The sequence below is a fragment of the Hydrogenovibrio sp. genome (genome assembly GCF_049975065.1).
Taxonomy (GTDB): Bacteria; Pseudomonadota; Gammaproteobacteria; order Thiomicrospirales; family Thiomicrospiraceae; genus Hydrogenovibrio.
On sequence record NZ_JBNGDN010000001.1, the window covers coordinates 72,730 to 95,072 of the forward strand.

Annotated in this window: 23 protein-coding genes; 13 read left to right on the forward strand and 10 right to left on the reverse strand. The window is 51.0% G+C overall.

Annotated features, from left to right (window positions below; translation table 11 throughout):
• Positions 1-155 precede the first annotated feature (155 nt).
• The gene (locus tag ACP5D0_RS00355) at positions 156-923 is read left to right on the forward strand and encodes an HAD family hydrolase (protein ID WP_472363559.1); all 768 of its coding nucleotides are present in this window, start codon (positions 156-158) and stop codon (positions 921-923) included.
• A gap of 57 nt (positions 924-980) precedes the next feature.
• On the opposite strand, the gene ACP5D0_RS00360 is transcribed toward ACP5D0_RS00355, so the two are convergent.
• Positions 981-2,378 (reverse strand): FGGY-family carbohydrate kinase, encoded by a 1,398-nt coding sequence (locus ACP5D0_RS00360; RefSeq protein ID WP_472363560.1) that lies wholly within the window; start codon positions 2,376-2,378, stop codon positions 981-983.
• Between the two features lie 204 nt (positions 2,379-2,582).
• On the opposite strand from ACP5D0_RS00360, the gene ACP5D0_RS00365 reads away from it, so the two are divergent.
• The 3 genes from ACP5D0_RS00365 to yjgA all read left to right on the forward strand — a co-directional run bounded on the left by ACP5D0_RS00365 (position 2,583) and on the right by yjgA (position 6,348).
• Positions 2,583-3,548: a cell division protein ZipA gene (locus tag ACP5D0_RS00365; RefSeq protein WP_472363561.1), complete on the forward strand. Its 966-nt coding sequence runs from the start codon at positions 2,583-2,585 to the stop codon at positions 3,546-3,548.
• Positions 3,549-3,562: 14 nt separating this feature from the next.
• Positions 3,563-5,605, forward strand: coding sequence for an NAD-dependent DNA ligase LigA (gene ligA, locus ACP5D0_RS00370; protein ID WP_472363562.1), 2,043 nt, complete (start codon positions 3,563-3,565; stop codon positions 5,603-5,605).
• Between the two features lie 194 nt (positions 5,606-5,799).
• The gene (yjgA, locus tag ACP5D0_RS00375; RefSeq protein ID WP_472363563.1) at positions 5,800-6,348 is read left to right on the forward strand and encodes a ribosome biogenesis factor YjgA; all 549 of its coding nucleotides are present in this window, start codon (positions 5,800-5,802) and stop codon (positions 6,346-6,348) included.
• A 40-nt stretch (positions 6,349-6,388) separates the two neighbouring features.
• Here yjgA and ACP5D0_RS00380 read toward each other — a convergent pair whose 3' ends face one another.
• From ACP5D0_RS00380 to ACP5D0_RS00405, 6 genes are read right to left on the reverse strand one after another with little or no spacing between them, the layout of a single operon-like run.
• Positions 6,389-6,682, reverse strand: a complete 294-nt coding sequence (locus ACP5D0_RS00380; RefSeq protein ID WP_472363564.1) for a DUF3817 domain-containing protein — start codon at positions 6,680-6,682, stop codon at positions 6,389-6,391.
• A 25-nt stretch (positions 6,683-6,707) separates the two neighbouring features.
• Complete coding sequence (locus ACP5D0_RS00385) at positions 6,708-7,619, reverse strand: DMT family transporter (protein WP_472363565.1); 912 nt, start codon at positions 7,617-7,619, stop codon at positions 6,708-6,710.
• A 24-nt stretch (positions 7,620-7,643) separates the two neighbouring features.
• Entirely contained in the window at positions 7,644-8,153 is a 510-nt protein-coding gene (locus ACP5D0_RS00390) for an asparaginase domain-containing protein (RefSeq protein WP_472363566.1), read from the reverse strand.
• A 20-nt stretch (positions 8,154-8,173) separates the two neighbouring features.
• Positions 8,174-8,638: a transcriptional repressor LexA gene (gene lexA / locus ACP5D0_RS00395; protein ID WP_472363567.1), complete on the reverse strand. Its 465-nt coding sequence runs from the start codon at positions 8,636-8,638 to the stop codon at positions 8,174-8,176.
• 51 nt (positions 8,639-8,689) lie between these two features.
• Positions 8,690-8,989: a YciI family protein gene (locus ACP5D0_RS00400; protein WP_472363568.1), complete on the reverse strand. Its 300-nt coding sequence runs from the start codon at positions 8,987-8,989 to the stop codon at positions 8,690-8,692.
• A 2-nt stretch (positions 8,990-8,991) separates the two neighbouring features.
• Positions 8,992-9,690, reverse strand: a complete 699-nt coding sequence (locus tag ACP5D0_RS00405; protein ID WP_472363569.1) for a septation protein A — start codon at positions 9,688-9,690, stop codon at positions 8,992-8,994.
• Positions 9,691-9,851: 161 nt separating this feature from the next.
• Between ACP5D0_RS00405 and ACP5D0_RS00410 the strand changes: the two genes are divergently transcribed.
• The 5 genes from ACP5D0_RS00410 (at position 9,852) to ACP5D0_RS00430 (ending at position 13,902) form a co-directional block, all read left to right on the forward strand.
• Positions 9,852-10,718: a PHP domain-containing protein gene (locus ACP5D0_RS00410; protein ID WP_472363570.1), complete on the forward strand. Its 867-nt coding sequence runs from the start codon at positions 9,852-9,854 to the stop codon at positions 10,716-10,718.
• A 70-nt stretch (positions 10,719-10,788) separates the two neighbouring features.
• Positions 10,789-11,412, forward strand: coding sequence for an L-threonylcarbamoyladenylate synthase (locus ACP5D0_RS00415; RefSeq protein WP_472363571.1), 624 nt, complete (start codon positions 10,789-10,791; stop codon positions 11,410-11,412).
• A 23-nt stretch (positions 11,413-11,435) separates the two neighbouring features.
• Positions 11,436-12,101, forward strand: coding sequence for a site-2 protease family protein (locus ACP5D0_RS00420; RefSeq protein ID WP_472363572.1), 666 nt, complete (start codon positions 11,436-11,438; stop codon positions 12,099-12,101).
• Positions 12,102-13,148, forward strand: coding sequence for a 23S rRNA pseudouridine(2605) synthase RluB (gene rluB, locus ACP5D0_RS00425; RefSeq protein WP_472363573.1), 1,047 nt, complete (start codon positions 12,102-12,104; stop codon positions 13,146-13,148).
• A 49-nt stretch (positions 13,149-13,197) separates the two neighbouring features.
• A complete protein-coding gene (locus ACP5D0_RS00430) occupies positions 13,198-13,902 on the forward strand; it encodes a DUF445 domain-containing protein (protein WP_472363574.1) in 705 nt (234 codons plus the stop codon).
• A gap of 124 nt (positions 13,903-14,026) precedes the next feature.
• Here the strand turns inward: ACP5D0_RS00430 and ACP5D0_RS00435 are convergent, their stop codons facing one another.
• Positions 14,027-14,725 (reverse strand): DUF5610 domain-containing protein, encoded by a 699-nt coding sequence (locus ACP5D0_RS00435; RefSeq protein WP_472363575.1) that lies wholly within the window; start codon positions 14,723-14,725, stop codon positions 14,027-14,029.
• A 353-nt stretch (positions 14,726-15,078) separates the two neighbouring features.
• On the opposite strand from ACP5D0_RS00435, the gene prfB reads away from it, so the two are divergent.
• Positions 15,079-16,174, forward strand: a protein-coding gene (gene prfB, locus ACP5D0_RS00440) for a peptide chain release factor 2 (RefSeq protein ID WP_472363576.1) whose coding sequence is annotated in 2 segments (ribosomal slippage) — positions 15,079-15,150 and positions 15,152-16,174 — 1,095 coding nt in all. Because the reading frame shifts where the segments join, the coding sequence is not laid out codon by codon here.
• 106 nt (positions 16,175-16,280) lie between these two features.
• Entirely contained in the window at positions 16,281-17,807 is a 1,527-nt protein-coding gene (gene lysS, locus ACP5D0_RS00445) for a lysine--tRNA ligase (protein ID WP_472363577.1), read from the forward strand.
• 102 nt (positions 17,808-17,909) lie between these two features.
• Here the strand turns inward: lysS and ygfZ are convergent, their stop codons facing one another.
• Positions 17,910-18,974: a CAF17-like 4Fe-4S cluster assembly/insertion protein YgfZ gene (gene ygfZ / locus ACP5D0_RS00450; protein ID WP_472363578.1), complete on the reverse strand. Its 1,065-nt coding sequence runs from the start codon at positions 18,972-18,974 to the stop codon at positions 17,910-17,912.
• Between the two features lie 308 nt (positions 18,975-19,282).
• Here ygfZ and ACP5D0_RS00455 point away from each other — a divergent pair, with 308 nt between their 5' ends.
• Complete coding sequence (locus tag ACP5D0_RS00455) at positions 19,283-19,834, forward strand: chemotaxis protein CheW (protein ID WP_472363579.1); 552 nt, start codon at positions 19,283-19,285, stop codon at positions 19,832-19,834.
• A 120-nt stretch (positions 19,835-19,954) separates the two neighbouring features.
• On the opposite strand, the gene nadB is transcribed toward ACP5D0_RS00455, so the two are convergent.
• A complete protein-coding gene (gene nadB / locus ACP5D0_RS00460; RefSeq protein WP_472363580.1) occupies positions 19,955-21,571 on the reverse strand; it encodes an L-aspartate oxidase in 1,617 nt (538 codons plus the stop codon).
• A gap of 146 nt (positions 21,572-21,717) precedes the next feature.
• Here nadB and ACP5D0_RS00465 point away from each other — a divergent pair, with 146 nt between their 5' ends.
• Positions 21,718-22,326, forward strand: a complete 609-nt coding sequence (locus tag ACP5D0_RS00465) for a SoxR reducing system RseC family protein (RefSeq protein WP_472363581.1) — start codon at positions 21,718-21,720, stop codon at positions 22,324-22,326.
• Positions 22,327-22,343: the final 17 nt, after the last annotated feature.

Here is a 22,343-nt window from a genome sequence, read left to right on the forward strand (position 1 = left end):
ACAGACAACCTATTTTACCAGCCAAGTCGAATGGATTCTTGAGTAAATGCTCGCACGAATTGAGGAAAAAGGCCGTTAAACCCTGTAAGAAAGTTGCAAAATTCGTCAGATGCGCTTTAATAATGCGAGTTTTTAACGAATAAGGAATAGCGAAAATGGCAGAATTACAGGCGTTGTTATTTGATGTGGACGGCACTTTGGCGGATACCGAGCGAGACGGTCATCGGGTGGCGTTTAATATGGCCTTTGAGCAGGCTGGCCTTGATTGGCACTGGAATGAAGCACTTTATGGTGAATTGTTGGCCGTCACAGGCGGCAAAGAACGCATTCGCTATTTCTTGGAAAAGTTTCACACCGACTTTGAAAAACCGGACAATTTCGATGACTTTGTAAAAGGATTGCACCAGGCAAAAACCGATTTCTACACCCAGTTATTATCGGAAGGAAAAATTCCCTTGCGTACCGGGGTTGAGCGTTTGATTCAGGAGGCGCGCGATGCTGGGTTGCGCCTAGCGGTGGTGACCACCACCACGCCGGCTAATGTCACTGCGTTGCTGACGCACACATTGGGGGAAGACTCGGAATCTTGGTTTGAAGTCATTGCCGCCGGCGATATTGTCCCCGCCAAGAAACCGGCACCGGATATTTACCACTGGGCGTTAGAGCAGATGTCGCTGGCACCGGAAGAGGCGATTGCGTTTGAGGATTCGCTCAATGGCATTCTGTCTTCGTCAGCGGCTCAGGTGCCGACCATTGTGACCATTAATGATTACACCAAAGACGATGATTTTTCCAAGGCGGATCTGGTGCTGGATCACATGGGCGAACCGGATCAACCGTTTCAAGTGCTGTCCGGTGATGCTTTCGGTCATCAGCACTTGAATCTGGAATTGGTTCGAGCCTTGTCCAAATCGGGCAGATAATACCAGTCGCTAACCAGTCGCTTAGCAGTCATTGTGGCCAACGGTCGGTTAGAGTCTTTAGGCTTTTGCCCCAAGTAAGCGGGTGACGCCAAAGGCGGCGTCGGCGTGATTTACGTTGACCATTTCGCCGGGCAACGCTTGCGCCCGCAAAGCCATCCAGGCAGTGTTCTGTGTGCCACCCCCAGTGGTGAACAGCCGTTTCAGTCTGGGTGCGCCCAGCGTTTCAAAGCGTTGATACCCCAAGGCTTCAATGGCCACCAATCCTTCCAGCAGTCCCTGTAAAAATTGTTCATCCGAATCGGGTCTTGGCGTCACGCGCGGAGCCAGCGTCGGGTCGTTGATAGGAAATCGCTCGCCGTTCGACAGCAGCGGATAGTAGTCTAAACCGCTCGGTTGCTGAATATTGAGCTGGGCGATCAGCTGTTTCAGCGTTTTCAGATCAAAGTATTTCAATAGGACGGCACCACCGGCATTCGATGCGCCGCCAACCAACCAGCGGTCTTGCAGGCGATGGCTGTAAAGACCGTATTCCGGCGCAAAAATGGGTTGGTCGGATAACAGTTTCAGTGCCAGAGTGGACCCAAGCGACGTGACGGCGTCTCCGATTCGATGAGCGCCGGTGGCTAAAAACGCCGCTAGACTGTCGGTGGTGCCGCTGACAATTTGCATGCTCGGGTCGAAGCCGAATCGTTTGGCCAAGTCGGGGGAGATTGAGCCAATGGGCGTGCCGGGGGACACGACTTTCGGCAAGCAGAGCTGTGTCAGCTCGCCAATCCAGTTTGGCCAGGCCTGGTGAATCGGGTCGTATCCCAGTTTCAAGGCGTTATTTTCATCTGTGGGGACAGGGTGCCCCGTGAGATAGCGGTTCACCCAGTCAATTTGGTGGAAAATATGTGCTTCTTCCCGTTGCGTGACCGTGAGTTGATGGGCTTCCAACCACATGACTTTCGCCAGCGTGCTGGAGGCACCGTGTGCCGCGCTCTGCTTGGGTGCGATGCGGGCGATGCGCGAGGCTTGCGGCTGCGCTCTTCGGTCGTCGTACATCCGTGCTGATGTCCAGGCTTCCCCTTGCTGGCTGCCCAGCAGAACGGTGGAGGAGGTGGCATCCAGTATGCAATGGGTGATGCGGTTTAAAGGGGTTTTCTGTGCCAGAGAGGCGAGCAGGCGATTGAGTGTCTCAATCCATAATTCGGGACTTTGTTCACTGCAAGCGTCCTGTCTGTCGGGAAATGGCATGGATTCGGTGGCGGTTGCGAGGGTCTCGTCAAAGGCACGGCTGTTGGCCGGAATAACCAGCGCACGCATTCCCGATGTGCCAATGTCGATTCCCAGCCAATGTTCGCTGTTTGCCGTGTTTTGTGAGTGTAAGGTGTTGGGTTGTGTCATCATAAAATTGCCGTATTGGCGCTGCGTCAGTCGGGTGGCCGGTTGGTTCAAAAAACAGACTCGGCTCATTATAGCAAACCGTTCGATAATGGCGTCAGTGTGCTTTTATTTAAAGTGGAATTAAAGTAAAATTCTGACTACTTTTGAAGGTTTCCCAGCCGTGCCGTTGACAGGCGGTATTCGGCGGGCGTCAGCCAACGATCTCAGATGCTGTCCAGGCGATCCGATTCTATCAACGCAAGACATTGCAATAACGTGTAAGGAAAGTGCTCAATGAACGAATTGCAACAAGTTTTAATCCTCTTTGCAATTATTGTCATTGCCGGGCTTTATTTTTTTCAAAAAAGGAAAGCGAAATCAGATGCACCCGAGTCGGACTCGAAAGGCCTAACAGCTTCTCGAGATGAGCGCACTTCTGCCAGTGAAGCCTTGAACGAATTGGGCGAGCCACACATTCCTTTTTCCAAAGAAACCGAACATCGTTTGCATCTGGACGAGGCGGAAGCGGATGACGTACCGGAGTCGCAACTGGGACTGGCGTTTGGTCAGGAGTTTGAGCCGCCACCGAAGTCCGCGTCTCAGACGACTGAATCGGCATCGTCCGCAATGCAATCGACGCCGGCGCCAGCGGATTCGGAGGCCACCAACGAAACCACTCAGCGTAAGCCGCGTCACATTGTGCTGGAAGTGGAAGACATGCAGCCGGTGATGGGGTTGGAGTCAAACGGCGATCATCCCTATGCCGCAGATGACGACTACACACCCAGTTTTGGCATTCCGGAAGATGGGGTCAGTGCGCCGAATACGGCCGCGGAAACCGAGCTGAAAGAACCGCAAATATTTGCGATTATCGTGATGGGAACCCAAGATTTTGCCTGGCCGAAAGTCAATCAGACCTTGCACGGGGTGGGGTTGGTGCCCAACAGTAATGGCATTTTTGTGAAAAAAGACTCGATGGGGAACGAAATTATCCGGGTAGCGAATCTGCTGGAGCCGGGGAGTTTTCCATTGGACGAACCGACGAATAATGAGTTTACAACGCCCGGTGTGGTGCTGATCCTGGAACTGCCGACGACGGTGAAAGCCCCGGCGGTGATGCACGATATGATTATGATGTCGCGCAAAATCTCGCAACGCTTGAATGCCCGCCTGTATGATGCCGAACGTCATTTAATGAAAGAATCCGATTTTCAGGCGATGCGCGATGCGGCGGTCGCCTATGAATCGCGTGCGATTTAACATTTCATCTTTTTATGACTGAGCCAGAAGAGCCGCACGACTTTACCCAATCGCACTATCAGGCGTTGGTGAAACGTCTGAACCATCACAGCCATCAGTATTATGTACTGGACGCCCCGCAAATCAGTGACCCGCAATACGACGCCCTTTATCAGCTACTGTTGGCGGTGGAAACCTTGCACCCGGATTGGGTGCTAAAGGAATCGCCCAGTCAGCGGGTCGGTGACCAGCCCCTCACCGAATTCAAAACCGTCCGCCATGCGCTGGCCATGTATTCCCTAGACAATGCCTTTAACGACGAGGACCTGGCGGCGTTTTTGAAGCGCATTCAGGAAAAAGCGCCAGGCCTGGCGGAAATCGAGTTTTCCGCCGAACCGAAAATGGACGGTCTGGCCATTAATATCCGTTATGAAAACGGCGAACTGGTACAAGCCACCACCCGCGGCGACGGTCAGGTCGGCGAGGATGTCACCCATAATGTGCGCACCATTCAAGCCGTTCCCTTGAAGCTTTTTGGCCAGGCCTGGCCGGAAGTGGTGGAAGTGCGCGGCGAAGTGTTTATGTCTAAAACAGCGTTTGAAAAACTGAACGCCTATCAGCAATCCATCAACGGCAAAGTGTTTGCTAACCCTCGAAATGCCGCCGCTGGCTCCTTGCGACAACTGGATGCCAAAATCGTCGCCAAACGTCAGTTGAGTTTTTACCTCTATGGCTGGGGCGAAATCAGCGACAACTGGCCGGTGCCGGAACGTTATTCGGATATGATTGACCAGTTGGTGCAGTGGGGCTTGCCATCCAATCCGCATTCCGAAGTGGTGCGCAACCTGGACGGAATGCTGACCTACTATGAAAAACTGTTGCGCTCGCGCGATGAATTACCGTATGAAATCGATGGCATTGTCTATAAAGTGAATCCTATTGCCCTGCAAGCACACCTTGGGTTTACCGCACGTGCGCCTCGTTGGGCCATCGCGCGCAAATTCCCGGCGCAAGAGGTCTGGACCAAGCTGTTGGACATTGAAGTACAGGTGGGGCGTACCGGCGCGATTACGCCTGTGGCACGTTTGGAACCGGTTTCCGTGGGCGGTGTGACGGTTTCTAATGCGACCCTGCATAATATGGATGAGATTCGCCGCAAGGACGTCCGCATCGGCGATACCGTGATTGTCCGCCGTGCCGGAGACGTGATTCCGGAAGTCGTGGGGCCGGTGTTGGCGCAGCGCCTAGGGGAGACTCGACTGTTTGAAATGCCGAGTCACTGCCCGGAGTGCGGTTCCGATGTGGTTAAAGAAGCCGATAAAGCGGCTTATCGCTGTACCGGCGGCTTGGTTTGCCCGGCCCAGCGTAAACGTTCTTTATATCACTTTGTATCGCGTAAAGCGATGGATATTCAGGGTTTAGGTGATAAGCTGATTGACCAGTTGGTGGATATCGGCTGGGTGAAACATCCGGATGATTTTTATCATTTAACGGTCGAACAGCTGGCGAGCCTGGAACGCATGGGCGAAAAGTCGGCGCAAAATGTTGTGGACGGTATTCAAGCCTCCCGTGAAACCACCTTGGCCAAGTTTATTTACAGTCTGGGGATTCCGGAAGTCGGTGAAGTCACGGCGCGGAATTTAGCCAATCACTTCAAAGACTTGCCAAGCATTCAGCAGGCCACGCTTGAAGAATTTGTTGCGGTGGATGACGTCGGTGAAGTGGTCGCCGAACACCTAGTGAACTTCTTCAAGGAACCGCATAATGAAGAAGTGATTCAAGGTTTGCTGAAGGCTGGAATCCATTGGCCGACACCGCAAGCCGCCGAGGGTTCGACGGATTCGCCGTTTGACGGAAAAGTCGTGGTGTTGACGGGCACCTTAACCGAAATGAGTCGTCCGGAGGCCACAGACTGGCTGGAATCCTTGGGAGCCAAAGTCACCGGCAGTGTGTCCGCCAAAACCGATTATGTGATTGCCGGTGACAAAGCCGGTTCAAAATTGACCAAGGCCGAATCGCTGGGTGTAGCGGTTCTGGACGAGTCCGAATGGCTGGCGATGATGCCGCCGCGCGCTTAACCCGAATATTTCATGAATTTGTGCTGAAATTGCGCAGAACCTTGTTTTCACAAGGAAATTTTCGAAGAAGTGCCGTATCCACGATTACGGCCGACTGAGAAAATATTTCTTGTGGAATCAAGGAGCAATCAAGGTCGGTGCAAATTTGTGAACTGTTCGGGTTAAAAAGCGTTTCAATATCTGATAAGGAAATAATGATGGTCAGACCGCGTAATGTGAATCGAACCAAAGCTAAGAAAGAAATTCCAGACTGGGAACAGGAAGAATTTGAAAGCCGCACCGACATTAAAAAAGCGGCTCAAGCGGTTACGGAAATGGGTGAGCAATTGGCGGAGTTATCCGAAACGGCGCTGAAAAAAATGGCCTTGCCGGAAGAGCTGCTGAATGCGCTGCTGTTAATGAAAGAAATGAAAAATGGGCCAGCGATTAAGCGGCAGAAGCTGTTTATCGGCAAGTTATTGCGCAAGAATGAGCCGCTGATCGTTGAGATCAAAGCACGATTGTTTGCAATGGAGCAGCAAGCCAAGCAGCAAAATGCCCATTTTCATCGTCTGGAAAAATGGCGCGATCGTCTGGTGACCGAAGGCGATGAGGCGCTGAATGAATTTGTGGCGGAATACACTCAGGCTGATCGCAGTCAGTTACGGCAGTGGATTCGTAATGCTCAGAAAGAAGCGGAACAAAACAAGCCGCCTAAAGCCTCCCGAGCGATTTTTCAATATTTAAAAGGTCTGGAGTGGTAGTACCATTTGGGCGCTCATTTTCGCCAGGCCTGGCCAAATGTCAGCGGTGTCCCAGTTTGCGCAGGATGGTGGCTTGGTAAATAAAGGTTCCGAAGGGGATTAGAGCCGCCAGAAACCCTCTGAAAGCCTGCATTTCCGTAAGCCATCCTTTCAGCGCGTAGGCGGCTAGCAACGCGCTGAACGTCATAAATAAAATGCCGTGCAATAGTCCGATGATCGAAACGGCATGCGGATACCCGAAAGCGTATTTCAGCGGCATGGCGATGAATATGAGCGCCACCAGCGTGGTGCCTTCCAATATCGCCAACCCTTTCAAATAAGCATACCGTTGCATGGATATTCAGCCAGTCCTTTCCATTTCAAAACATTCGGTTCAATAGCAGTCGAAAGGACTCCCGTGACACACGGTGCCCGAATTCAAATAAAACCAAACCTAAAATCACCAGGCCTGCCCCTGTCCAGATGGTGGCATTGAGCGGTTCCTGATTTAGGAAATGCCCCAGCAACAGGGCGATGATCGGGGTGATTAAGGTAATCAGTCCCAGTCGCACCGCATCCAGATGCCGCAGCACATAGTAGTAGAGAATAAACCCGATCAGCGAGCCGAATACGCCGAGGTAGACAATGGCGCTCAGGGCACGATTTGGCAAGGCGGGTAACTCGATTAAAAATTGCGGATGCAGCAGCAGATACACCAGGCTGGAAATCCAGACGGCTCCGGCGACAATGTGCGTGTTGGGCAGACCGTGATTGAGTTTTTTCACCAGTACGGTGCTGAGCGAATGAAACGTCACCGACAGTAGGGCGAAGCCCAGTCCGGTGAGCAGGGTTTTTCCGGCAGCAGTTTGCCAGCTCAAGTTGGGTGCCAGTACCACCATGAGGCCGATAAAACCGACCAGTAACCCCAGGTATTTGCTGAGGGTTAAGGCCATGTTGTGCAAAATAAAATAAGCGAAGAGCCCGGTGACCATCGGCGTTAAACCGAATAAAAGCGAGACCCATCCGGAAGGCATGGTTTGGGCGGCATAGTACATGGGCGTCATGCCGCCGAGCATGCCGAGACTGGCGGCAAGATAGATGAGTAGATCCTGTTTTTTCAGTGAAAACCGCTGACGTGTCCAGAAAAGTAAAATGGGAATAATCAGCAGGGCACTGATGAAAATGCGACCGGCCACCCCCACGAGCCAGTCCTGCTGGCCGCTCCATTGAATGGCTAAAGGGGTGGTAGACCAGATCAGTATCACAGCCAGATAAGCAAGCAATAGTGGCATGGTGTTGTCAGCCTAGCCGTGGTGTCAAACGTTTAATTCAAACACGCCTTTCTGGTGGTTTTTAGACACTTGATTGGCTTGGAAAAGTTCACCGTTCATGGCGATATACACTCCGGCATCGGCCAGTTGTGCCGCCATTATTGCGGTGCCCAGATTAAACATCGCATCCGAGTGACCCAGGCGGTAAGGACGCATGGCTCCGGTTAAAACGATGGTTTTGTTGTTCAGTATTAGGGTGTCGGACAGCATTCGAGCGGTTTCAACCATGGTGTCGGTGCCGTGGCTGATAACGATGCTGTCGGTGTCGGCCTGTTCGCAAAGTTCGGCAATGCATTGTCGGTCAAAGTCGGTCATGTCGAGGCTGTCTTTCAGCATGGGAATATGGGTCTGAATACTGAGGGTGGTATTGGCCTGTTGCAGCATTTCCGGTAAGTGTGTTTCGCAGAACATCAGTTCGCCGGTAGTGGTTTGATAATCTTTATCCAGGGTGCCGCCGGTAACGATCAGCGTAATTTTGGGATCCGGTGGGTTCATAGCGAAAAGCCTTCGTTGCTTCAGTTAGGTTGGCGGAGAATACCGGTGACAATGCCGAGAATTTCAATGTTTTCATTGGTGATGATAATGGGTTCCATCTCGGCATTCGCCGGTTGCAGGCGAATGCCGGTTTTTTCAATGTAGAATTTTTTCATGGTGACTTCTTCATTGTTGATGCGCACCACCACCGACTCGCCGTTTTCTGCGGTAGAACGGCGTTCGATAATGACGATGTCGCCGTCTTCGATGTTTTCGTCAATCATGGAATTGCCTTTCACCCGCAAGGCAAAGGTCTCCTTGCGCACCATGGATTGCGGAACGGAAACCGTATCGTAATCCATTTCCATTTGAATCGGTTGCCCGGCGGATGTCCAACCCAGCAGGGGGACTTGCACAAAATCCACGTCCATCAGTTCCACGGGATCGGCAGTGGCCAGCAGGTTTTTTTGCTGACGTTTGGGAATCAGATATGCGACATTTGACATAGGCGTTTCTCAAAAAAGAAGTTCTGGGCTATCTTAGCGCGATGTTCATGGTTATGGAAGCACCTTTTTAAAGGGTTTGACCTCAACTTTTTCGTAAACGCCGGCCGCCAGATAAGGGTCGGCATTTGCCCAGGCCTGGGCGTTTTCCAAAGAGTCGAACTCGGCGACGATGAGGCTGCCGCTGAACCCGGCTTCGCCTGGGTCGTTGGAATCCACGGCGGGGTTGGGGCCGGCCAAAATCAGACGACCAGCCTCTGACAGTGCTTTTAAGCGAGCGATGTGTTCTGGGCGTGCCTGCGCACGTAATGGCAAACTGTTTTCGACGTCGTAGGCGAATATGGAATACAACATGATTATTTCTCGTCTTTTTTTGGGGTGGGTGGGTTGTTAGAGCTTGTATTTGCCGACGTTTGCGCGGTGTCGGTGGTCTGCCCACTGGACACTGAATCGAGTTCCGCACTGGCCAAGGTATCCAGGGTGGTGTCCATTACGCGTTGTTCGGTTTCGTCAAACGTCTCTTCATCCTTGGTTTTAATGTAACGGCTGATGTATAAGCCTTGAATAATGATGAACAGAAGGGTCAGCCCCATCAGGCCGAACAGTTTGAAGTTGACCCAAGTATCGGTGTCAAACTGGTAAGCGACGTAGATATTCGCGACCCCAGAAAAGATAAAAAAGGCGACCCACATATAGCTCAGATTCACCCAGACGCGATCCGGCAGGGTAATGGCTTGATCCATCATTCGGCGGATAATCGGTTTCTGGCCGATATAGTGACTGCCTAAAAAGACCAGTGCAAAGCCCCAGTTGACGACGGTGGGCTTCCACTTAATAAAGTCTTCATCCTGAAAAATCAGCGTGGCTCCGCCCAAAATGACGATCAGCGCCAAGGTAATAAGGTGCATTTTTTCAACGCGCTTGTCTTTGGCGTAAACATAGGCCACTTGGGCAATCGAGGCGACTATGGCCACCGCCGTGGCGACATAGATATCGTACATTTTGAAGGCGATGAAGAATAGAATGACGGGAAATAAATCGAATAATAGTTTCATTTAGAATACTTTGGGCTGTGTTTGATAAAATGGATCAGCGTTGTCTGTCTGACTTCGGTTAAGACGCTGTGCGGACGACACTCATTTTATATGGGATGTGCGCGTAAGGAAACCCATATCATACGAATTACTGTTTTAACCCAAATGTTTCAGGATATTGAATGAGAGCCGATTTTCACTGCCACACCACCGCATCCGACGGTGCTTTGACACCACAGGCTCTGGTTGAGCGTGCTTTGGAAAAAGGGGTGACTGCCTTGGCGATCACCGATCACGATACCACTGCCGGTTATGAAGCGGTTCGCGACTATGCGGAAAAAAGGGGGTTGGATTTGATTCCCGCCTCGGAAATTTCCTGTCAGTGGCAGGGTCATACCATTCATGTGGTCGGATTGAATGTGGATGTGGATAATCCGCAATTGCAGTCGGGATTAAAGTGGAACCGCATTTTGCGCTGGACGCGTGCCTTTGAAATGGATGTGAAATTTCAGAAACGCCGTTACGAGAGTGTTTTGAAATGGATATTGCCGGAGATTGGTGAAGGCATGATTGGTCGTAATCATTTTGCGAAGGCCTTAATGGCGCAGGGCGTCACCAAAGATCATCAGCAGGCGTTTGACTGGTTTCTTAAGAAGGGCAAGCCGATGTATGCTTCAGTGGCGTGGCCGGAGTTGAGTGAAGTGGTGCGCTGGATTCGTGAGGCTGACGGTGTGGCGGTGATTGCGCATCCGCATATTTACAAAATGGGGTCTAATAAGCTGAACCGAATGATTGAAGCCTTTAAGGAGGCTGGAGGGCAAGCGATTGAAGTGGTGAACCAGCCGCGCGTTTGTTCTGAGCAGATCGGCATGGCGCAACGTGCGCAGCGTTACGGACTCTATGCGTCATTGGGGTCGGACTTTCATCGCCCAGAGCAGGTCTGGCGGGATTTGGGGTGGTTGGCACCGATGCCGAAAAATTGTCGGCCGGTTTGGGAGTTGTTTCGTTCGGGAAGCTTGGCGTCCGGATTGAATTCGCCGATATCCTAGGATATTTTGCGGGCATTTACAGTATAATTTGCCCGCTTACCCACTGACCGTACCTTATCTGGAATTCATTGTGCGAAGAGAATGTCAATACCTATCGGTGCATCCCGATAACCCCCAAGATCGAATTTTAAAGCAGGCGGTGGATATTTTGAACGCTGGCGGGGTTATTGCCTACCCGACGGAATCGGGTTACGCCTTGGGCTGTCTGCTGGATAACAAAGAAGGTGCCGACCGTATTCGAGCGATTCGGCGTTTGGATGATAAACATTATTTTACCCTCGTTTGCCCGGATTTAAGCCAGTTATCCGCGTATGCCAAGGTGGGCAATGTGCAGTTTCGTTATCTCAAGTCGCATTTGCCTGGGCCTTATACCTTTATTTTGCCGGCCAGCCGGGAGGTGCCGCGTCGCTTGCAAACGCCGAAACGCAAATACATCGGCTTGCGAGTGACACCCAATACCGTCACCAATGCGCTTTTGTCTTATTTTGATAAACCGTTGATTTCAGTGTCGTTGATTTTGCCCGGTGAAGAGTTGCCGATGACCGATGGCTGGAGCATTCAGGAAACGCTCGGGCACGCTTTGGATGCGGTGTTGGACGGCGGTTTTTGTGGTTTTGAGCCGACAACGGTGATTGATTTTACCGAGGATGTGCCCGTCTTGATTCGTCAGGGGCAGGGTGTATTTAATGATTGACCGAATATGAATGAGAGGATTTCATGATTGAACTATCCATTATGCAAAAAATTGCCATCTGGACGATTCCAGTGTTATTGGCAATCACCTTGCACGAAGCCGCACACGGTTGGGTGGCGTCCAAGTTGGGCGATAAAACCGCCGAAATGTTGGGGCGAGTGACGTTAAACCCCTTAAAGCACATTGATTTGGTCGGCACCATTATTGTGCCGATCGCGTTGCTGGTGTTGGGGGGATTTGTGTTCGGCTGGGCAAAAGCCGTGCCGGTGAATACCCGCAATTTTAAGAACCCTGCGCGGGATATGGCTTGGGTCGCGGTCGCGGGGCCCATGTCGAATTTGTTGATGGCCATTGGCTGGGCGGTGGTGGCTAAAATTGGGTATGACCTGTCAGCGGGAGCTGGCTCTGTCGATAATATTGGTCAGTTCCTGGCCTATTCAGGCATGGCTGGGGTCGCGATTAATTTGGTACTGCTGGTTTTAAATATGATTCCGATTCCGCCGCTGGATGGCAGTCGTGTTGTATCCGCCTTTTTGCCGAATGGCTTGGCTTACACTTATAATCGACTGGAGCCTTATGGCTTATTTATTTTATTGGGCATGATGTTTTTGGGTGTCTTGGGGCCGATTATTTCCGGGCCTTATCAAGCTCTGCAAGGGTATTTGCTGCAACTGGTGGGGTTACATTAGATGACGTTTTACAAACAGGAACAGTCGCCTTCGTCGCCGAAGCGCAAACAGGATGCGCGTCAAGCGCCTGTTAAATCATCTGCTAAATCATCGGCTAAAACGTCCCGCTCGGGAACGCTCGGGGAGCGATTGCAGAAAATTTTAGCGCGCGGAGGCTTTGGTTCGCGTCGCGAAGTTGAAAAGCTGATTGAAGCAGGCCTGGTGAAAGTGAATGGTAAAGTCGCCGTGCTCGGCGATCGCGCCCGAGAAACCGACACGATCCAGGTGCGCGATCAGCCAGTGCGCGAAACCCGACTGGCGGTGCAGCCGACTCAGGTCATTCTGTATAACAAGCCCGAAGGGCAGGTGTGTAGTCGCAAGGATGAAAAAGGGCGTGACACCATTTACAGTCATTTACCGCGTATCATCAACAGTCGCTGGGTCAGTGTGGGACGTTTGGATCTGAACACTTCCGGTTTGTTGGTGCTGACCAATAATGGCGAGCTGGCCAATCGGATGATGCACCCATCCTATGAAATGGAGCGTGAGTATTCGGTGCGGGTGTTTGGTGAGGTGTCCGACGAGATTTTGACGCGTCTTAAAAAAGGGGTCAAGCTGGAAGACGGCTGGGCGAAATTTGATCGCATCGATAAAATTCCCCAGCAAGAAGAGGATGCCATTAACCAGTGGTATCGGGTGGTGATCAAAGAGGGGCGCAACCGTGAAGTGCGTCGCATCTGGGAATCGCAAGGCGTGCAGGTCAGTCGTCTGGTGCGCACCCGTTATGGCGCCTTTGATTTGCCGCGAAATTTACGCCGTGGTAAATCAGAAGCCTTGACCTGGAAGCAAATCAATCAGTTGCTCAAATCGGTTGGTTTGCCGGAAGAACCCAGGCCGGATTTGCGCGAGCGCCTCGGCACGCCCGCAAAAGCGAAACCGGCGATTGAGCGCACCACCGGTCGTGGTGTCTATCGCCGCAAAGGTGAAAATCATCGTGAAGAAACGCTCAAAGAAGCGGCCAGTCCATATAAAGGTAAAAGCACCAGGCCTGGCAAAACACGTCGATAATGTGGGGCACCCGAAAGGGTTAAGTTAAACCTGTCTGTGGAGTTCGCAAGTGCATAAGAGTTTAGTGACCAATCTCATCAGCGTGCTGATTTTGCTGGTTGGGTTTGTGACGGCCAACGATTGGCTGTTGATGGTGGGGCTGTTTGCTTTGTCGGGTGCGCTGACCAATTGGCTGGCGCTGCACATGCTGTTTGAAAAAGTACCCGGCCTGGTGGGTTCTGGAGTGGTTCCGGCACGCTTTGAAGATTTTAAAAACGCGATTCGTGATTTGATGATGCAGCAGTTTTTTACCCAGGAAAACATTGATCGCTTTATCCGTCAGTCGGCCAAGCCAAGTCTGCATTTAGCCCCGGTGATTGAGAAGGTTGATTTAACGCTGGCCTATGACCGCTTGGTGGATGTGATTATGGCGTCCAGTTTTGGCAGTATGCTGGGGATGTTTGGTGGTAAAGAAGCGCTCACGCCGCTGAAAGAACCGTTTGTCACCCATATGAAATCGGCGCTGATTGAAATCACCGAGCGGGAATCGTTTGCGCAACTGTTACAGCAGCAGGTGGATCAGCCGGATGTGATGGCGGAAATCCGTCAGCAAATCGAAACCATTATCGAAGCGCGTCTGGCGGAGTTGACCCCAAAAATGGTCAAGGACATGGTGCAACAGATGATTCACCAACATTTGGGCTGGTTGGTGGTCTGGGGAGGCGTTTTCGGCGGCCTGATCGGGTTGGTCGCGCAGGGTTTAATGCAGGTTTAACCGGCGGCTCCTTCAGGAAATGCGCTTGTTCGGGACGAAAAAAACCCCGCATGCGCGGGGCAGGATATTTCGCATAACCGGTTGATTAAAACGCTTTACGCTTTGTCGGTTCGATTAAAGTATTCTAAACCACTTCAAACTCGTCCTGACGGGTCGGTGCTTTGTTGTTGGCTGAAGCTTCAGCTTCAGATTCTAAAGACGGAAGCCCTAAAGTTTCACGTCGAAAGTTTTCCATCCCTTTGGTCACGAGATCCGTGGTGGCGAGAAAATTATCTTTAATTGGACCTTCGAAGATTTTCAGTTCCTGCAAAATGGTTTGCGCTTCGTCAAAGCCTTTTTGCAAGCCGCCGCCGACAACGTCCATGAATTTATCCATCAAGGCTTCGCCTTCCAGACCTGGGTGGGATTTTTTAAACCCTTCCAGAAAGCCGGTGGCACCCGATAGAATACGGTCGGCGGTGTTTTCCGGTGTCCAGTATTCCATGCCACCCTGTTTTTCCAGGTTTTCCATGCTGATGGCGTTTTCGCCTAGGTCTGGTGCCAAAATTTCATTGAGGTTGGTGATGGTGGACTGAAACGTCATTTTCAACGAGTCACTCATGGCCTGATTGGAGTCGCCGAATAAATGGGCGATCAAACTGGCTTGGTTTTGACTTTGGATGCTGGGATTGTTAATGGCGTTCGCACCTTTGGCAGCCTCGGAACCATTGGTTTTTTCGGTTTCGGCTTTTTGCGACACTTGCTGGGAAATGTAGGCTTCACTCTGCATACTGGTATGCTTTTGATAGGCAATCATTCCGCTGGGTACAGATGAAATGGTCATGGCATTGTTCTCCTTTTTGCTGGCGGGTTGGAGAAAACGGGGTTTGGTAAAGCCTTTCGTTCCGTTTGGCAACGAGATTTTGATGGTCTTTATCAAACGTTTAAAACGGTGATATTATTTTCGTCAAATTATGTATCTTTTAGTATTATCTTACGCCGATTTAATTTGAATGCAAAGCCTTTTCTCCATAGAAGTTATCGGCCGTTTAGAAATAAGTTGAGTGGAAAATGTCAATAATATTCAATCGCCCTTGGTGAGCGATTTCGACCCGAGAAAAGCTGGGGCAAGCTGCTGATTGTGATGTGAAAAAATGGTATCATTCCGCTTTATTTTTGAATAATGGTTAACGTTTTATGGAACTGAATCCGATTTACAGCAAAATCAAAGATTTTACCGAGCGCACAGACGTGCTTAGGGGGTATCTTTGACTATGAAACTCGGCAGGAACGCCTCGTTGAGGTTGATCGTGAGCTGGAAGATCCGGCCGTTTGGAGCGACCCAGAACGCGCCCAGAATTTAGGCAAAGAAAAAGCCCATCTGGATAAGGTGGTTAAAACCATCCAAGATTTGGACGGCAGTCTGGAATCGGCTCAGGAAATTCTGGAAATGGCGGAAATGGACGCCGATCAGGAAATGGTCGATGAAGTGGTCAGCGAGCTGGCGCGCCTAGAACAGGCGTTGGATACGTTGGAATTCCAACGTATGTTTTCCGGCGAGCTGGATGCCAATAATTGTTATCTGGAAATTCAAGCAGGGTCGGGTGGCACCGAAGCGCAGGACTGGGCTAATATGCTGCTGCGGATGTATTTACGCTGGGCGGAAAGCCGTGGGTTTAAAGCCGAATTAATGGAAGTGTCTGCCGGGGATGTGGCCGGCATCAAAGGCGCTACCGTGCATGTGCAAGGCGATTATGCCTTTGGCTGGTTGCGCACCGAAACCGGTGTGCACCGTCTGGTACGCAAGTCACCCTTCGATTCCGGCAACCGTCGTCACACCTCGTTTGCCTCCGTCTTTATCTCGCCGGAAATCGACGACAGTTTTGAGATTGAAATTAACCCGGCCGATTTACGAATCGACGTTTACCGCGCCAGTGGAGCCGGTGGTCAGCACGTTAACCGAACCGAGTCGGCGGTGCGGATAACCCACTTGCCGACCAATACGGTGACGCAATGTCAGAACGGGCGCTCGCAGCACCAGAACAAGGCCGAAGCCATGAAGCAGTTGCGCGCCAAGCTTTACGAGTTGGAAATGCTGAGCCGTAACGCCGAGAAGCAGGAGTTGGAAGACAGCAAATCCGACATCGGTTGGGGCAGTCAGATTCGCTCTTACGTGCTGGACTCGGGCCGCATCAAGGATTTACGCACCAATGTCGAAACTGGTAATACCACGGCGGTGTTGGACGGTGATCTGGATCAGTTCATCATTCCAAACCTGAAAGCGGGCGTCTGACGATAGACGACTACGTTGTTCGGCAAAATAACCAGGCCTGGTGAAAACCCGACGGCATTGGCAACACAGAATTGAAACACTTTAAGCGATTTGAATAGGAAACAACATGGCAAACTCAGAAACACCCGGCACGACTGAAACCCCAGCCGTGGATGAAAACAAAATCATTGCGGAAAGACGCGCCAAGCTCGCCGCTTTAAGAGAGGAAGGGCACTCCTACCCGAACACCTTCCGTCGTAACGACGTCTCCAGTGACTTGCACGAGCAATACGATGCCTTAAGCAAGGAAGAATTGGCGGAAATGCCGAAAGTGCGTGTGAAGGTGGCCGGGCGTATGTTGCTGCGTCGCATTATGGGGAAAGCCAGTTTTGCCACCTTACAGGATACGCATGGTCGTATTCAGATTTACGTGACACGCGATGAGTTGCCGGAAGGCTTTTACAACACTCAGTTCAAAAAGTGGGATCTGGGTGATATCGTTGGTGCGGAAGGCTATTTGTTCAAAACCAATACCGGTGAATTGTCGGTACACGTTGAGCATATAGAGCTGATTACTAAGTCGCTGCGCCCCTTGCCGGATAAGTTCCACGGGTTGCAAGATCAGGAAATTAAATACCGCCAGCGCTACATTGATCTGATTGTTAACGAAGAAAGCCGCGAAACCTTTAAGCTGCGTTCTAAAATCGTTCAGCATGTGCGTCAATTCCTGATTGAAAAAGGCTTTATGGAAGTGGAAACCCCGATGATGCATGTCATTCCCGGTGGCGCCACCGCCAAGCCGTTCAATACCCACCACAATGCGCTGGACATGCCATTGTATCTGCGGATTGCACCGGAGTTGTATTTGAAACGGCTGGTGGTCGGCGGTTTCGAGAAGGTATTTGAAATTAACCGCAGCTTCCGCAACGAAGGCTTATCGACTCGACATAACCCGGAATTCACCATGGTGGAATTCTATGCCGCTTACACCGATTACCATCAGTTGATGGATTACACCGAAGCGTTGCTGAAAGAGTTGGCGGAAATGACCGTCGGCTCCACGCAGGTGCCGTATCAAGGGCAAACCTTCGATTTTGGCAAGCCGTTTGCGCGCCTGACGATGAAAGACGCCATTTTGCAATACAATCCGAACATTGCCGCTGAACAATTGGACGATTTGGAATCGGCGCGCGCCATTGCCAAATCGTTGCATCTGGATTTGGACGAAAGTTGCGGTTTGGGCAAAGTGATGACTGAAATTTTTGAGGAAACGGTCGAAGAAAAGTTGATGGACCCAACGTTCATTACCGAATACCCGGCGGAAGTGTCGCCTTTGGCGCGTCGCAACGACAATAATCCGTTTATCACCGATCGTTTCGAGTTGTTTATCGGCGGCCGAGAGTTGGCGAATGGCTTTAACGAGCTAAACGATGCCGAAGATCAGGCCGAGCGCTTTAAAGCGCAGGTGGAAGCGAAAGACGCCGGTGACGATGAAGCCATGCATTACGATGAAGATTACATCACCGCTCTGGAGCATGGTATGCCGCCGACGGCGGGTGAAGGGATCGGTATTGACCGTTTGGTGATGCTGTTTACCGATAAACCGTCGATTCGGGATGTGTTGTTATTCCCGCATATGCGCCCGGCGGATTAAGCTCTCAACCCGTCAAAAACGATACAAAAAGTCGCTGTTCTCAGCGACTTTTTGGTTTTGAGCCAGCGTTGTGAAAATCACCAGGCCTGGTGGAAACGCTGGTCAGTCATCGGTTAAGTCATAGGGCAGCGGTTCAATATGGGCTGGGTCGCCGTTTTCGGTTTTCAGTTGCCCTTGGGCCTTTTCCAGTGGTTTTAACGTGGTGACGGCCAAGCAAACCACCCCTTCGAATACATCGTGTGCGGCCAGGATAGTTGTGAATTTATAAGATTTGTCAGCCTCGTCGGTCAGGATGAAGGTCTCACCGGGTGCCATCGGGGTTGACTGGTTCAAGTGAAGTCGGAGCATACGCTTGGTGGCTTTGCCCCGGTAGTGCATACGGGCAATGACTTCCTGGCCGGGGAAGCAGCCTTTTTTAAAATTGATGGCGTCCAGCTTGTCGAGATTCAAAAATTGAGCGATGAATTCATTGCTGGTGTCCGCATTGACGCTGGGCTGGCCGCTGACAATTTGCAAAAGCCGCCAGTCGAGGTTGTTGGTGGCTTCCCCATTGGCTTTAAGCTGTGTCCACAGGGCTTTCATGGCCTCAAGCGGTCCGAAAAAGCTGTAGGTGTGGTAAGGTCCTGAACGTTTGACCGCGATCACATCGGTCAGCCCTTCCATTTCTAAGGACTTGGTTTCAAACAGTGCTTTGATTTTGGTGGTGACCAAGCGTTGAATGTCCACATCGGCGAAATCTCCGCCGTAACCAATGTGAACCCAGTCACTTGAGAGGTTTTCAAGGGTGACTTTCGCGTTCATTTTGTACAATGTTAAGCGTTTGAGAAGCGATTCGGTCAGGCTGCCATCAAAATTTAAATAATAGGCGTCTTCGTGTTTGAATACCAGCAGCACGGCAAGTACCTTGCCTTGCGGTTCGCAGTAAGCACTCATTTGTGCACGGGTTTCCGTGACTGAGCTTAAATCGTTGGTCAGTTGGCCTTGTAAGAATGAAAAAGCCTCTTCTCCAGAGACCTTAATCAGTGCTTGCGTGGCGAGGGTGGTAAAAACCGGCCCGTTTTTCACCATGTATCGCTCAATGTCTGCCAAGCCAAAAGTGGTGATGTCATCCTGCTCGTTCCACTGGGCACCCTGAGAAGAAAGAAACGCTTTCCATTCTGAATTCATTTATGTGTCCTTCTGCATTATTTTTAAAGGTTTATTATACCTTGAAGCCTGTGCTGTGTCCCAAGCGTTATGGGCGATTAACGAGTAGACCGCCGAGCTTTGCTTCGTGAGTTTTTTTTAAACAGATTCTGTACTGTGTATAATAAGTTTTCATCACCTGTTGGATTAAAATGATTGACGCGTGTGGTGTTTAGGTTCTTGGTTTTTCACCGAGTTCTTTTTTGAAGCCATTTTGGGTCAGTTTTGAGAAGGTGTGGTTAGCCCGAAGAGATGGTTACAGCCTGTTTTGTCGATTGGAGGAGTCACTTGTGGCCGAAGCGTTCAAAGAATTTTTGACATTTAAGTTGGGTAAGGAAGAGTTTGCGATAGCGATTGATCGTGTTCAGGAAATTCGTGGTTGGAAAGCGCCCAGTCCTTTACCGAATGTGCCTGCTTATGTAAAAGGGGTAATTGATATTCGCGGAACCATTGTGCCGATTCTGGATTTGCGTCAACGGTTTCACATTCCCGCCGAATTCAAGGCCACGACGGTTGTAATAGTGGTGAATATTATGACCAGTCAAGGAGAGCGCATAGTTGGGCTGGTCGTGGATGCTGTTTCAGATGTCAATCACTTTGATGTGAACGCTTTGCAGCCACCGCCGGATATTTCCAACTCGATTGACTCGCAATATATGCAAGGTCTGACAACGGTGCATGACCAGAAAGATCAGGTAAAAGAGACCGAGGATCGCATGAATCGAAGTAAAACAACCAAGGGGCAGATGGTGATTGTGATTGACATTGATAAGCTGGCCTCGGAGGGGCTGATTGAGCAAATCGTCAATTCCGATGAGGCGGTGCCATTGCGAAATGGATAAGGCTCAAGAAGGCTTTATTCACAGTGACACTACACTAGAATCAGTACCTCCAGAGAGCATTTTTTTGTTTCGTCTGAGCGCAATTCTCGCAATGCTCATAATGATTAGGGTCAGAGATTTTTAATTTTTTTTGCGCATTTGACTGTGGGGTTTCGGCTTCAGTTGGGTGGGGCGACTGCGTTTTTTGGTGTAAGGGTAGTCAAGGTTGTAGTTTAGCCCACGGCTTTCTTTACGCTTGAGGGCGCTTTGAATCATCAGTTCGGCCACCTGTCCTAGGTTGCGTAATTCGAGCAGATCAGCATTCAATTTATGCTGATAGTAATAATCATAGATTTCCTGTTTCAGCACTTTGATGCGTCTCAAAGCGCGTTTCAGGCGCTTGTCGGTGCGGACGATTCCGACGTAATCCCACATCAGTCGGCGTACTTCATCCCAGTCGTGACTGATCAGCACCTTTTCTTTGGGCGGCGTGACGCGAGTGTCATCCCAGTCCCGCACGTGACGATCGGGCTGAAAGGTCGGTTGCATTTTTTGCTTGATATCTTGATAAGCCGTTTCCGCAAACACCAAGCCTTCGACCAGAGAATTGCTGGCGAGCCGGTTGGCACCGTGCAAACCGGTGTAGGCGGTTTCGCCGATGGCGTATAAATGTTTGATGTCGGTTTGCCCCTGAAGATCGGTGGTAACGCCCCCGCAGGTGTAGTGCGCAGCGGGCACCACTGGAATCGGCACTTGTGTAATGTCGATGCCGACGTTTAAGCAGCGTTGATAAATAGTGGGAAAGTGTTCGAGGATAAACGATTTGGGTTTGTGTGAGATGTCGAGAAAAACGCAATCGATCCCGTGCTTTTTCATTTCTTGGTCAATGGCTCTGGCGACGATGTCACGGGGCGCAAGCTCTTTGCGGTCGTCGTAAAGGTGCATAAAGGTGTCGCCATTGGGGAGTTTTAAAAGGCCGCCTTCGCCGCGGACGGCTTCGGATATTAGAAAGGAACGGTCTTGTGGATGATACAAGCAGGTCGGGTGGAATTGATTAAATTCCATATTGGTGACAGAGCAGCCGGCTCGCCAAGCCATGGCAATGCCGTCACCGGTTGAGGTGTCCGGATTGCTGGTGTAGAGGTAGGTTTTGCTGGCTCCCCCTGTGGCGAGAACGGTAAACTGGGCTAGGTGCGTTTTCACGTCCCCGCTGTCGGGTTCCAAAATGTAGGCGCCGATGCAACGGCTACGATCTTGATTGAGGATCAGATCCACCGTCATGTGGTTCGGCAGTAAGGTGATGTTTGGGTTGGATTGAACTGCTTCCAGCAAAGTTTTAGTCACTGTTTTGCCGGTATGATCTGCGGCGTGAATCACTCGCCGATGACTGTGGCCGCCTTCTTGCGTCAAGTGGTAGTCATCGGAGGTTTTTTGTTTGCTGAAAGCGACGCCGAGCTCAATGAGTTCGTAAATGGCTTGCGCGCCTTTTTCAGCCACCATTTTGACGGTTTCAATTTGACACAAACCGGCACCCGCCTCCATGGTGTCTTGGATGTGGGATTCAATCGAATCAAACGGGTCTAAAACCGCGGCAATCCCCCCTTGGGCGTAAGCTGAACTGCCTTCGTTTAAGGATGACTTGGCCACGAGGGTAATGGAATAATGGCGTGCCAGTTTAAGTGCAATGGATAGACCGGCAATCCCACTGCCAATGACGAGTGCGTGGGTGGTCGTTGGGTGAGTTTCGGTGTTTTTCATGTATTTGTGACTACGCCTTTTGCCGATTTGCCGAAAGAGGTCATGAGGCTCGCCTTGCCATTGGAAGGGGCAGGCCGATTTCAACACCTCTTGAAAATAAATCAAATGGTACCATAACTGTTAAACAATCATGGAGTCGATAGAGAATGAGCAATTCATCCGGTAGCAGACGTCCTACAGCGCAAGCGCGGAAGACGGCCTCTCAAACCCGTTTAGGAGCCTTGCAGAGTCGAAACGCCCCGAGCGAACTTGAAGCGACTTCGCGGATGACGGCGAACGGGCTGGTCGAATCCGTCGATGGTGATTGGGCAGAGGTGTTAACGCAGCGTCAGACGGGCTGCAGCGGTTGCGGTTCCCAAAAAGGGTGCGGTACAGCGTCTTTGGCCAAGCTGTTTGTCCCTCGGCAGCCCGGTCGGCTTCGGGTGCGCAATGCCATTAGCGCCAGGCCTGGCGATACGGTTCGCCTGTCAATGGATGAGTCACAATTCATCCAACATTCTCTGATGGCCTATGGGATACCATTATTAGGACTCTTTGTAGGCGGGTTGTGTGTTAGCTGGATGACCCAGGCCTGGGAAGAAACGGCTGTTTCGGAATGGATGACGGTTCTGGGGGGGCTGTTCGGAATGATTGTCGGTTGGCTTGGGGTGCGTAGGTTTTATCATCCTGAGCCACCGTTAATGGAGGCTGTGATTACGGTGTCAGAGGTGGAGCAATCCTTGGGTCGCACGTCGGATCAGTCAAGCATAAGCTGAAGCCGTTAGACGGTTAA

Coding starts and splice junctions, on each gene's coding strand:
- ACP5D0_RS00355 (WP_472363559.1), top strand. CDS start 156: ATGGCAGAATTACAGGCGTTGTTATTTGATGTGGACGGCACTTTGGCG.
- lexA (WP_472363567.1), bottom strand. CDS start 8,638: ATGTCAAATGTCGCATATCTGATTCCCAAACGTCAGCAAAAAAACCTG.
- ACP5D0_RS00405 (WP_472363569.1), bottom strand. CDS start 9,690: ATGAAACTATTATTCGATTTATTTCCCGTCATTCTATTCTTCATCGCC.
- ACP5D0_RS00400 (WP_472363568.1), bottom strand. CDS start 8,989: ATGTTGTATTCCATATTCGCCTACGACGTCGAAAACAGTTTGCCATTA.
- nadB (WP_472363580.1), bottom strand. CDS start 21,571: ATGAAAAACACCGAAACTCACCCAACGACCACCCACGCACTCGTCATT.
- ACP5D0_RS00465 (WP_472363581.1), top strand. CDS start 21,718: ATGAGCAATTCATCCGGTAGCAGACGTCCTACAGCGCAAGCGCGGAAG.
- ACP5D0_RS00365 (WP_472363561.1), top strand. CDS start 2,583: ATGAACGAATTGCAACAAGTTTTAATCCTCTTTGCAATTATTGTCATT.
- ACP5D0_RS00420 (WP_472363572.1), top strand. CDS start 11,436: ATGATTGAACTATCCATTATGCAAAAAATTGCCATCTGGACGATTCCA.
- ACP5D0_RS00385 (WP_472363565.1), bottom strand. CDS start 7,619: ATGCCACTATTGCTTGCTTATCTGGCTGTGATACTGATCTGGTCTACC.
- ACP5D0_RS00435 (WP_472363575.1), bottom strand. CDS start 14,725: ATGACCATTTCATCTGTACCCAGCGGAATGATTGCCTATCAAAAGCAT.
- ACP5D0_RS00360 (WP_472363560.1), bottom strand. CDS start 2,378: ATGAGCCGAGTCTGTTTTTTGAACCAACCGGCCACCCGACTGACGCAG.
- lysS (WP_472363577.1), top strand. CDS start 16,281: ATGGCAAACTCAGAAACACCCGGCACGACTGAAACCCCAGCCGTGGAT.
- ACP5D0_RS00410 (WP_472363570.1), top strand. CDS start 9,852: ATGAGAGCCGATTTTCACTGCCACACCACCGCATCCGACGGTGCTTTG.
- ygfZ (WP_472363578.1), bottom strand. CDS start 18,974: ATGAATTCAGAATGGAAAGCGTTTCTTTCTTCTCAGGGTGCCCAGTGG.
- yjgA (WP_472363563.1), top strand. CDS start 5,800: ATGATGGTCAGACCGCGTAATGTGAATCGAACCAAAGCTAAGAAAGAA.
- ACP5D0_RS00380 (WP_472363564.1), bottom strand. CDS start 6,682: ATGCAACGGTATGCTTATTTGAAAGGGTTGGCGATATTGGAAGGCACC.
- ligA (WP_472363562.1), top strand. CDS start 3,563: ATGACTGAGCCAGAAGAGCCGCACGACTTTACCCAATCGCACTATCAG.
- ACP5D0_RS00390 (WP_472363566.1), bottom strand. CDS start 8,153: ATGAACCCACCGGATCCCAAAATTACGCTGATCGTTACCGGCGGCACC.
- rluB (WP_472363573.1), top strand. CDS start 12,102: ATGACGTTTTACAAACAGGAACAGTCGCCTTCGTCGCCGAAGCGCAAA.